Annotated in this window: 8 protein-coding genes; all 8 read right to left on the bottom strand. The window is 40.6% G+C overall.

The genetic code is table 11. The annotated features are described in order from the left end of the window. Window positions 1-50: 50 nt before the first annotated feature. Window positions 51-1,469 carry an Ig-like domain-containing protein gene (locus J2743_RS00275; protein ID WP_209624228.1) on the bottom strand — a complete coding sequence of 473 codons (1,419 nt, stop codon included), beginning with the start codon at window positions 1,467-1,469 and terminating at the stop codon, window positions 51-53. Window positions 1,470-1,509: 40 nt separating this feature from the next. Next, a complete protein-coding gene (locus J2743_RS00270) occupies window positions 1,510-1,674 on the bottom strand; it encodes a hypothetical protein (protein WP_209624226.1) in 165 nt (54 codons plus the stop codon). A gap of 38 nt (window positions 1,675-1,712) precedes the next feature. After that, window positions 1,713-1,943, bottom strand: coding sequence for an Ig-like domain-containing protein (locus tag J2743_RS00265; RefSeq protein ID WP_209624224.1), 231 nt, complete (start codon window positions 1,941-1,943; stop codon window positions 1,713-1,715). A gap of 47 nt (window positions 1,944-1,990) precedes the next feature. Next, entirely contained in the window at window positions 1,991-2,866 is an 876-nt protein-coding gene (locus tag J2743_RS00260) for a hypothetical protein (protein WP_209624222.1), read from the bottom strand. A 68-nt stretch (window positions 2,867-2,934) separates the two neighbouring features. Then, window positions 2,935-3,831, bottom strand: coding sequence for a hypothetical protein (locus J2743_RS00255; RefSeq protein WP_209624219.1), 897 nt, complete (start codon window positions 3,829-3,831; stop codon window positions 2,935-2,937). Window positions 3,832-3,842: 11 nt separating this feature from the next. Continuing rightward, window positions 3,843-4,865, bottom strand: coding sequence for a hypothetical protein (locus J2743_RS00250; protein WP_209624217.1), 1,023 nt, complete (start codon window positions 4,863-4,865; stop codon window positions 3,843-3,845). A 37-nt stretch (window positions 4,866-4,902) separates the two neighbouring features. Next, window positions 4,903-5,832, bottom strand: coding sequence for a hypothetical protein (locus J2743_RS00245; protein WP_209624215.1), 930 nt, complete (start codon window positions 5,830-5,832; stop codon window positions 4,903-4,905). A 16-nt stretch (window positions 5,833-5,848) separates the two neighbouring features. Next, entirely contained in the window at window positions 5,849-11,803 is a 5,955-nt protein-coding gene (locus tag J2743_RS00240; RefSeq protein WP_209624213.1) for an Ig-like domain-containing protein, read from the bottom strand. Window positions 11,804-12,181 lie beyond the last annotated feature (378 nt).

The following is a 12,181-nucleotide window of genomic DNA, read 5'->3' as shown; positions in this document are numbered from 1 at the left end:
CTCCTGGTGGTTGTTTAATGAGAATTTTTTAACTTTTATTATACATCCTGTTATGGTAGTGGATTAGGTATTGGTTCGGTGAAAGTTTTTCTAATGGCTTCCCAGAATTTTTGAGTGGTTTCTTCATAGTTGCCTTGTGGTATTCCTTTTGTAAATAGGCTGTATACTACATCTCCCCATGCTTTAAGTATGCCGAATGGGTCTTCAATAAAGTTTATGCTACCTAGGAGTGTGAAGAATGTTCGGATTTCTGGTGCTTGTTTTGGGAAAATTTTGCACAGGCCCCTCACTAATGCTTCTTGGGCAACATTGGGATCAAGCATGAAAGTTCTGTCTGATACGGACTTCATGAAACTATCATCAACAAAACTTTTACCAATAGTTTTAAATCCCTTTTTTATTAGATCAAAAGCAATTCTTCGGTCTTTTGTGAAGTATCTTAGGCCGGTTTTAATGCTTTTTATGCCTGTGCTCATGCCGGTTTGTACTTGTTGTAGGTATTCATTTCCTCCTGGTGTGGTTGCTACGTATCCGAGGAATAGTAGTTCTCCTGCTGCGTTTATTGTCATGTCGAGTATGTCCCATTGGTCTATGTCTGGTGGGTCGATGGTTAGTTTCCAGTTTGGTAGTTTGATGTCTTCAATGGTGTCTTGGGCTTTGGTAATTCCTGTGATGTCTCTGAATCTTTTTCGAATGTAATCAATGTCATCTTCAAGCTGAGTGGTGGTATTGGGGTTGTAGTTACTGCCTGTTCCAGAACCACTGTCTGAGCCATCATTGTCTGAGCCGCTGCCCGAACCTCCATTACCTGAGCCTCCATTATTTCCGGGTCCGGTGTTGGTTGTTATAGTTGGTTTATTTCCAGGGTTAGGTGTGTCTGGGTTTATCAGGTCTTCAAGCCAGGGAGGTATGGGGTTAGGATCCAGCACTTCGTAACTGGCTGTGTTCTTTCCAATGTTTCCCACGTTGTCTGTTCCTTCTATTCGTATGGTGTGGATGTCAAAGGTGGCGTCTAGTGGTATGATGTAAGTGGTGGTCCAGATTCCATTGGTGAAGGTGAGGTTGATTCTTTGTGTACCTATAATAGCCACCACACTCTGCGTGTCTGCGGAGGCATTCGCGGTTATGTTTATTGTTTCTCCAGGTTTACCTGCTTCTGGAATGATTTCAGGGTTTATAACTGGGGGAGTGTTATCCACAATGAAGGTGAGTGGTGTGTGGTTGGTGTTACCCACCAGGTCCCGGGCTATGAGTAGGATGGAGTAGACCCCATCACCCACCAAGGGTGTGGTGTATTCCATGCTCCAGGTGTTGTCTTGGTTCTTGGTGAGTTGGTAGGTGTTATCCTGGATGTATGCCTTCACTGATTGGGTGTCAGGGTCTGATGTGGTTGTTATGGTGATATTGTCACCTGATTTAACCAGTGTATGGTTTAAGGTGGGGTTTAGTGTGGGTGGGGTGTTATCCACTGTGAAGTTAAGGGTGTTTTGTGCCTGGTTGCCAGCTTTATCAGTGGCAGTGATATGGATGTTGTAATCCGTCTGTTGCAGTTGGTACTGCGTATCTGAGCATCCAGGTATTAGGGGATTGTTTTTTCAGTTTCAAGGTTTCCCCAAATATAACTGCAGTTACCTTCTCTGCATCAGAACTGGTGGTGGTAGTTATGGTAAGCACGTTACCTGTACGTACCAGTTCAGGTGTTAATAGGGCATCTAATTGTGGTGGGGTATTATCAAGGTGAAGGAGAGTGTGGTATTCTTTTGTGTGCCGTTGTTATCAGTGGCGGTGAGTTGTACAGGATAAGTTCCTTCAGGAGTGTTGGGTATGGTGTAGGTGAGTTTCCAGGTTCCATCTGCTTGTTGGATGGGGTTTGTATGATTGTGTGTTCTGGTATTCGAGTCCGAATGGGAAATTGTAAGTAACGTTGGTGTTGCTGCTATCATTTAGCTATTATTATCTGAGTGCGAAACTATTTTGGTGGTTTCTGTACTTATCCGTGTGAGATTCCTATTTTTAGGCTGAAATATACAAATCTGGCTTTGAGGCTGTTGTAATTAGTGTTATTGAATACATTTTTCCTGAGCTTGTATTGTGTCACATCAGTCTGTAGTAGTTTGAAGTAGGTGTTGTAGGCGGTTATTATGTCTTCTACTTTAATTTCGTTTCTTTTGTTTTTAATTGCTGAGGAGTGTACTAAAGTTTTGATAACATTTTTTTCCAGTTTGTGGTATGGTTGGCAATTTCCGAAGGTATTTTTTAATGATAGGTAGATTAGTTCTTCTAGTTTAATTAACATCATTTTTATGGTGTTATTTTGGTATTTAACATATTTTATGGCTTGGAAAAATTCTTTTGTGGGTGTAGGTATTTCTTCATCATTTATTTGGTCAAAATCGTCCAGGAAAAAAACCAAACGCTCATCTAAACCCCCAAAATAAAGATCCAAAAGATCATCACAACCAAGCTTCCGATTAAGTTGAATAAAATACAATTGTTCTAGTATTGTGTAAACATCAGAAAAGATTCCATAGTCATAGGTGGTTGAGGGCCAGCCTCGTCTCCAGTCTACAAAAATATTTGAAGTTCCAAAATTTAATGGTAAAATTTTGTATGCTAATCTTCGAAGTCTGATATCATATGCGTATTTGAGAAATTTTTTATGATCTTTTCGGAAAGCCCAATTATCACCACCAACGCCTTCGATAACAGGCCACCAAAAATCATTTTTAACTAATTCCCTTGAATAACCCAATTCCCATGGAGTTTCTAAGTTCAAGATAACATTTTCAATATTGATAAAGTCTCCAAAATAATCTATGAATTCGTTTGCCACGTTTTTAAGTTCAACATGTGTTTCAGCAGTCATTGGGGAACCTTATTTACTGGATTGATGTTGTATTACAGATAATTATGGTGTTTTTTGCTTTGTTTTTTTTAGCCATATAGAATTCCAATTCTTAGACTAAACTGAACAAATCGAGATTTTAAGCTATTGTAATTGGTGCTCTCAAAAACGTCTTTCCTGATGGAGTATTGGGTCACGTCTGTTTGTAGAAGTTTGAAATAAGCATTGTAAGCTTTTATGATATCTTCAGCTATTATTTCATTTCTTCCATCTGTAACTGTTGAGGAAAAAATTAACGTTTGTATTACGTTTTTTTCTATATGTAGAAAATTGTCACATTTACCAAACGTATTTGTTAAAAAAGCACCAATTATTTTCTCAAAATCAAAGAAAATATTTTTCAATATGTTATCTTGATATTTAACATACTTCATTGCTTTAAAAAATTCTTTAGTTGGTTCAGGGACATCGTCATCTTTTACCAGGTTAAATTCATCTAAAAAATATAATAAACGTTCATCTAAACCACTAAAATAGATATTTAATAAATCTTCACATCCAATTTTATGATTTACTTTTTTATCATACAAATTTTCTAATAAAGTATATGTTTCCATAAAATTTTGGTAAGAAAAAGTTGTAGATGGCCAGCCACGAGTCAAATCCACAAGAATATCAGTTCCCACAAGATTTGTTGGTAAGATTTTGTAGGCCACCCTTCTAAGTCTCACTCCATAAGCATATTTAAGAAAATCCTTATAATCATCAGCATAATCTCTATTAAATCCACTAAGGCCATTTATTAATGGATCTAAAATAACTGTGGAATTATTAACTAATTCATAAGTATAACCTAGCTCCTGTGGATGGTTTAAACTGGAAATAACTTCATTAAAGTCTATGAAATCACTATAAAATTCTGAAAATCTTGAAATTAATTCTTCTAGATTTCCTGATATATTTAAATCTAATTTTTCGTTGGACATCTTAATCTCTTTTAATCTATTGAAAATATATTTTTTAGTCTTGTGGTGATATCTTTTAAATCATTTTTTATTAATTCCATTTTATCACCGGGATAATTAGCAATTTTTGCAGCATATGATATGAGGATTAGGGATAGAATTGCAATACTATACAGTGTCATTAATGTGCTATTCATCATCTGCGCAATGAAATTAAAAAAGAATCCTAATGCTCCAATTAAAAGTATAATGGCATCAAATACGTTAGGATTTATTGTAAAACCAAACCAAGATGCAACAGTTAAAACAGCTGAAAGCCAATTAACTTCTATTTTACCACTTTTAGTTTTTTGATAACCATATAATTCGCCAAATTTACCAAAAAAACCTCCTTTAGATTCTCTTTGGCCTAATATGGTGGCAGCAGCTGATGTAGCTATCATAAAGGTAGCGAGAAGTATTTCACCAATCAAACTGGTGTCTATTTCCCATCCTGGCATTTCTGGTGGTGGTGTGGTGGTGTTGGTGTTTGGGTCGGTGGTGGGTGTGTAGGTTAAGGTGTTTCGGATGTACATTTGGTCTCGGTATAGTTGGTTGTTGCCTCCGATTGTTCCGGATCCTGGATTATTGGAGCCTCCATTATTTCCGGGTCCGGTGTTGGTTGTTATAGTTGGTGTATTTCCAGGGTTAGGTGTATCTGGGTTTATTAGGTCTTCAAGCCAGGGAGGTATGGGGTTAGGATCCAGCACTTCGTAACTAGCGATGTTCTTGCCAACATTTCCTACCATGTCGGTTCCTTCTATTCGTATGGTGTGGATGTCAAATGTGCTATCTAGTGGTATGATGTAAGTGGTGGTCCAGATTCCGTTGGTGAAGGTGAGGTTGGTTCTTTGTGTGCCTATAATAGCCACCACACCCTGCGTGTCAGGGGAGGCATGGACAGTTATGTTTATTGTTTCTCCAGGTTTACCTGCTTCTGGAATGATTTCAGGGTTGATTACGGGTGGTGTGTTGTCTACTGTGAATGTGAGTGGTGTGTGGTTGGTGTTACCCACCAGGTCCCGGGCCATGAGTAGGATGGATTTAGGGTTTTTAGTTGTGCGGTGAGCCCAGGTATTTTAATTTGCCTCCGCATTCGCATTCATTGGAATAATCGTCTGCAGATTCACCTTCGGGGATCTGATAATAGGTTCCGCATTTTTTACAAACCAGATAGGCTCCATGATCTTCTAAACCGATTATGCGTTTAGGGATGGCTTTGTATTTTGTGACATCTGTTTTAATCAACTTTAGAAAAGTTTTATAAGCCACAATAGTATCATTAACTCCAATACCCAAACGGCCATTATTCACAGCATTACAAGCAGCCAAAAATTGAATAAAAAGATCCTCTGTGGCCCTATATTTTGAAGGACGGTTTGTAATTGCAGGATAATCGAAAATAAAATCCATGACTTCGAACATTAGCTCGTTTAGTTTTTTGTAGAGTTCTTTCTCTGACCAGTAGGTTTTTCCGAGCGATTTAATGTATTCTGGAGTTGGTTCTGGTATATCTTCAAGTTTAACTTGGTCAAAATTTTCTAGAGCGAAAATTATACGTTCATCTAGTCCACTGAAATAAATATTTATTAGGTCTTCTTTTTCTAATGGATTTTTGTGTATATAATAAATGGATTCTACAAAAGAATATAAGGTGAGAGTGTCTTGGGCTGTGATTATTGATTTGGTGAAAATAGTGGTTAATAGTCCTCCTTTTTTTAAGTTATCATAGGCCAGGATTTCTATCCGATGCTTAGGTAAATCTCCAAGAAAATCAATGTTATCTCCAAATTTATCAATGGTGACTGTTTCTATTAATTTTTTATAATATTTTGAGTCCATAATATCTTGAATTTCAGACAGAATATCACTTAATTCATCAATATTTAATTCTGCAAGATAGATGAAAAGATTTTCCATGTCATGTTGTCTTTTTTTGGCTCTTTCTTCTAACTGTGCTTCCATTTTATCAATGATGCCCATGGCTGTATACCTCTGTTTATTTATCTTGAGCGGGGTCGAAGATAAATATTTTCTCAAAACTTTCACGGTCGGGAAGTTTTCCTTTCATAAAGCTTGTGATTGTGTCAATTATGGCGTTTATTGTTCCATCGGGGTCATTAAGGAATTGCAAGCTTGAAAATAATAATAGTAGGGAATCTATTTCAGATTTTTTGTCTGGGAATAATTTATATAGTCCTCTTTTGAAAACTGACATACCATAATTGAAACCAACTTTGTTTAAAAAGCTGTCCCACGCTTTTAAAGCCTTTTGAACAGTAGGATTATTAACAGCTTTGTTCACTTTATCCAAAGAATCCGTAATTCTTCCAATATATCTGCTGTTGCTAAAATAACTTTTTATTGTATTAAGTGCTTTGAAGTTGTTTAGAAATGTGCTTTTTATTCCTTGTAGGTATTCTCCGGTTGCTGAACCACCACTGGGTGTGAATTCAATGAATGCTAAAATAGCTACTTCCACGGAGAATTTTAGCATGGTATTTAACCATCCTTCATATTCTTCATTGGTGGGTGGTGGGCTTGGATCTTCCTTCCAGTCGGGTATAAATGATCGGTTCATTTCGTCTTTGAAGCTGCCTTGTTGTACTGCTTGTCTGACTCCGGCTATGTCACGTTGTAACTGTGTGCTTAGGTTTAAGGGTTCGGGTGTTGGTTCTGGTTCTGGTTCAGGATTAGGTCCGGGTCCGGGTCCTGGCCCTGGGTTGGGCCCGGGATTAGATCCAGGTCTTGGATTGGGGTTAGGATCCAGTACTTCGTAGCTGGCGGTGTTCTTTCCGATGTTTCCCACGGTGTCGGTTCCTTCTATTCGTATGGTGTGGATGTCAAATGTGCTATCTAGTGGTATGATGTAAGTGGTGGTCCAGATTCCGTTTGAATATGTTAAAGTGGTTCTTTGTGTGCCTATGATGGCCACCATGTTTTGTGTGTCTGGGGAGGCATTGACGGTTATGATTATTGTTTCTCCAGGTTTTCCTGCTTCTGGATTGATTTCAGGGTTGATGACGGGTGGTGTGTTGTCTACTGTGAAGGTGAGTGGTGTGTGGTTGGTGTTACCCACCAGGTCCTGGGCTATGAGTAGGATGGAATAGACCCCATCACCCACCAGGGGTGTGGTGTATTCCATGCTCCAGGTGTTGTCTTGGTTTTTGGTGAGTTGGTAGGTGTTGTCCTGGATGTATGCCTTCACTGATTGGGTGTCAGGGTCTGATGTGGTTGTTATGGTGATCTTGTCCCCTGATTTAACCAGTGTCTGGTTTAATGTGGGTTTTAGTGTGGGTGGGGTGTTGTCCACTGTGAAGGTGAGGGTGGTTTGTGCCTGGTTACCAGCTTTATCAGTGGCAGTGATATGGATGTTGTGTAATCCGTCGGTTGCAGTTGGTACTGCGTATCTGAGCATCCAGGTATTAGGGGATTGTTTTTTCAGTTTCAATGTTTCCCCAAATATAACTGCAGTTACCTTCTCTGCATAAGAACTGGTGGTGGCAGTTATGGTGATTATGTTACCTGTACGTACCAGTTCAGGGGTTAATAGGGCATCTAATTGTGGTGGGGTATTATCAAGGGTGAAGGAGAGGGTGGTATTCTTTTGAGTGCCATTGTTATCAGTGGCGGTGAGTTGTACAGGATAGGTGCCTTCAGGAGTGTTGGGTATGGTGTAGATGAGTTTCCATGTTCCATCTGTCTGTTTTGTGAGTTGGTGGGTTACACCCAGGATCACTGCAGCTAAGGTGATAGTTTCAGGGCCAGTAAAGGCCTCGATGGTTATATTTTCTCCGGACTGGGTAACATCTGGGGTGATCTTACCCATGAGTGTTGGTGTGCCCTGTGGGGGGAGGGGTGTGTTATCTATGGTTAGGGGGATGTAGTTAGTGGCAGTGTTACCCAGATTATCCTGACCTACAAGTATCAGAGTGTATAAACCATCAGGAGTGGATGTGGGTATCTGGTACTCCAGATTCCAGGTTCCATCAGTTTCTTTAGCCAGGTTAAGGGTCTCACCACGGAGTAATGCCTGGATTGTCGCGGTGTCAGTGTCGGAATCAACCTTAAAGGTGAGCGTATCTCCTGCCCGAAGGTGGTCTGTGTTTAGGGTGGCACCCATTAATGGTGGAGTGTTATCGATGGTGAAGTTGAGATTGAATTGCTGTTCGCCTCCAGAGGTGTTCCAAGCTGTGATGAGGACAGGATAATTACCATCAGCCACCTGTGGTGTGATGTATTTGTATCGCCAGATGTTGTCGGTTTCTTTCACCATGTCGTAGCTTTCGTCCTCAATGTAAACTTTTACTTTGGTGGTTGAAGTGGTGGTGTTGGCTTCAATGGTAATAAGATCACCAGATCTAACAGTGTCCGGATTTAAATCAGCGGTATCAGGGGGTTCATCAGCAAATGCTGCTCCAGATGCCATCAGGGCGAAGAATAAAGTGGTAAGGAGGAATAATTTCTTGTTTTTCAGGTGTTTATTTTTGTAGGTGGAAACTCCCAGAAAGACTGTGACAATCAATAGATTCATGATGTTAAGTGGCACACCTGTATTCTGCATAGGTACAGTCTTAGGATCACCATCATCTCCAGGGGCACTGTTGTAGGTGGCAGCATGTACCGGGAGAGTGGTGTAATTAGATGGTATTAAGTAAGCCAGTAAAGAGGATGAATCCCGATTATTCGACAAATCAGGGTCGAATTCCATGCCATAAGCCACAGCTACAGGTTGCAGTAATTCCAGGCTCCGTGCCTGGCCTTTTAAGAGGAGGGTGATTACTCCTCCACGGGGTATGTCTCCCAGCAGCCACCTGTTACCCTGCCGGTCATAGATATAGTTTCCAATGATTTCCAGGCCAGGTGGTAGTTCATATTCAACCATTGTCTGTGTAGCATCACTGGGGCCCTGATTTTCCACCAGGATAGTTATCCGGAAGTCTTCATCTAAATGGGGATGAGTATTGTTAATGGTGAGGGTGATTTTAAGGTCTGCTATTTTATCCAAACCAATGGGAGGGCCAATGAATCTTTGGGGATCCATATTCTCTGTTAAGATGGAGGTGGTGAAGTTGAATGTTCCATTAAATGAAGGTGAAACCTCTCCATTGAAAATAATGTTCATGGACTGATTTTCAGGTATTCGGCCCAGATCTACTTGGCCCATCCAGGGGTTCCAGATAACTCCATCCCATGAATATTGAGGATTGAGTAAAGGTAGCATTCCAGTGAGGATTACATTCTCTGCAGTGGAGGGTCCCGGGTTAGTAACATCAAGGTTGAAGTTAATGCTTTCTCCGGCACGGATACTGGTAGGTGTTTCCGTGTTCACCTGGAATTGTGTACTTTTACGTGTTAATAAAACAATTGCATCGGAGCTGTTAGTCCCGTTTACCCGGGCTATGATGTTCACAGCCCCTTGCAGAGCAGAAGGTATGGTTCCTCTTACCCTGATAGTGCGGGTTTCCCCTGCAGGTATGGTTCCCAGGTTCATTAAGTCTACCAGTGGCACCCAGTTATTGTTCACGAATTCCTCCAGGGATTCCAGAACTGATTCCAGTGACACAGTAACATCCTGAGCATCTGAAGGACCACTATTAGCCACAGTGATGGTTGTAATGATTTTATCACCAGCCACCGCATCAGGAATTTCACTTAGGGTAACTGAGAGATTGGAAACACTCTTCAGGAGGGTTGATTCATTACAAATGTTATTAGAATAGTCTATATCTGGAGTATCACTTTCTACCTGTGCAGTGCAGTCCAAAACTCCCGTGGCAGAGGATGCTACCAAGCCTCTCAGTAATAATGATTTCAAACTGCCAGGTTCAAATGTTCCCAGGTTAAGGTGACCGGTCCATGATTGCCAGGTACTACCGCCATCCAGGGAATATTCAGGGTTTTGGAGGGAGAATGTGCCAGTTAGGTTAACATTTCTACCAGTGGAAGGTCCTGCATTCTGGATGGTAAGGTGGTAGGTGAGATTTTCTCCTGAGGTAACTGGATCAGGGTAATCTGTTATTTTGATGGAAAGATCACACAGTGTATTTACAGCTGTGAAGTGATCATAAATATTATTTATGGTGTTAATGTCCATGGTATCTGATAAAACTCTTCCAACCAGTTTTAAATTACTATTGGTCCAGAAAGGTGTTAGGCCTGTGATTAGGAGGGTTTTATAATCGCCATTATTGAAATTTCCAAGGTTCAGCATCCCTGTCCAGGTGTTCCAGGTTGTTCCATTGTCCAGGGAGTATTCTGGATCTTTTAATGGTACATCACCAGTAAATATGGTGTTGGGGGATTGGTAGGGTCCCTGATTTTCTATGGTGACCTGATAGCTTTGTTGTTCTCCAGCAATAACTTCAGAATCCCCAATAACCTGTATGGATAGGTCGGCCACAAGGGCTTTGACTGTGAGGTCGTAGAGTATGGGTGAGATACTTCCCTGAAATCTTTGCAGGGTGGTTTCTATCATCAGGTACTGGCCGGGTGGTGTTCTATTTAAAAGCTCATTTTTAGTCACGGTTTCCCAGGGTGACCAGTTGGTGTTATCATTGGAACTTTTAACACGTACGGTGATCTGGGTATTGGTTGGTTCGTAGCCTGTCCAGTTTATGATGCCCCAGGGTGTGTTGGGAGTTCCTGAGTCATGGATCACTGTCCAAATACCTTTCTGGGTGGTTATACTCTGGGAGACTGCTCCGGTCATGTCACTGTAACCATAATGGCGGGTTCCAGGAATTGCTTTACTGAGATCCAACTGGTTGGTGAGGGGGTCAATGCGGTGGATGTATTCATCACCATTATTCACCACCCAGATCTTGCCATTGTTATCAATGGAGACTCCTTTGGGGGTTTTGCCAACGATTATGGTGGCTTTGAAGTCTCCATTATTAGTGTAACGTGTTACTGTTCTGGCTGCTTGGTTTGCAATCCAGACGTCTCCGTCATCGGTGACTGCCACTCCACTGCCTGGGACTGCTGGTTTTCTCCAGTCTATGGTCCCGGTGATGGTGTTAATCCTGGTTAACCAGGAGTGCTGTCCTCCTGAAACAAAAAGATGGTTGTCCTGATCCAGTGAAATACCATAAGCACAGTGTGCTACACGAATGATGGTGAAAGTGTTGGTTTTTGGGTCGAGACGGAGAACCTGCTTACTGTTGGATCCTGAAGACCATAGTATTCCGTTTTTGTCGACAATTGCACCGTATGGTGTGTGTCCACTGGATTTGATGTTGATGTTGTGTATGATTTCGCCAGTAGTTCCATTGATATAGTAGTAAATCTTGGTCCCATAGGTTCCGGCCCATACATTGTTATACCTGTCTACTGCAATACCACGTGGGCCGGGTGTACCAGAATAACGTCCAGTGTATTCTCCAGGACGGTAGGTACCTTCGAGTCCGGGTATGACTATTATTTCCCATAGTACACATTCATCCATACCCCAGTCCAGGAGTTCTGCTCCTTCAATTAAGCCATTTCCATCCAGATCACGGCTGGTTTCGATTATACCGTTATGGTTACGGTCATAGAATCCTCCGTTCTCCAGTAAGCCCATTTTAACCACAGTTCCAATTCCCCGGTTGCCAACCCAGCAGTTACCATTCAGGTCGATGGTGGTACGGGAGGGGGAAGCAGCACTGGCTGAACTGGATGGTGCTACTCTGTAACGTGCTAACTCCATCCCTGTGATGGTATTTATCTTTGATACTGTGCCCTGGTTGCTGTTGGGCACCCAAATGTATGGGAATTCAGATTGAGAGCTGTTGGAAAGTTGCAACTGGTTATGGGTGGTGTTATGTTCCAGTCCAACCATGGTGCCATTATCAAAATCAGAATCATTGGTGTAGTTTTGCTGTAACTGTGCAGCAGAAACTGTTCCAGATAATATTAATATGAATAATGAGGTGAAAATTAAGATCAGGATTTTATTACTCAGTCTATTCAAACTTGCCGCCCCCAATGTGTCATAACTCATTCTGGATATGTAAGTACTATATTATGTTAAGATAATAATACACTATTCCACATGGATATAAACCTTTCCATTTAACTCTTATAAATTTTGAACTGTTAAAAAATTATTCAAATGATTAAATGTATAAAAAAACACTAATGGACTTGTTTTAAACTAATATTATCATAGAAAAAAAATATATGCATTTTATAGGATATATAAATAATCTAAAACTAACAAAAACGTTTTTTAAGTGATAAATAAAGTAATTAATATCTGGGCTCTTAAAGTTAATTATTATTATAATATTTAAATTAAGTCAAAAATAGACTATTCTTAAAGGGTTGAGATTCTTAAAAAATAGGATTT

Source organism: Methanobacterium petrolearium, from assembly GCF_017873625.1.
Classification (GTDB): domain Archaea; phylum Methanobacteriota; class Methanobacteria; order Methanobacteriales; family Methanobacteriaceae; genus Methanobacterium; species Methanobacterium petrolearium.
Note: the sequence above shows the minus strand (reverse complement) of the source record. Positions and strands in the feature narration are given on the sequence as shown.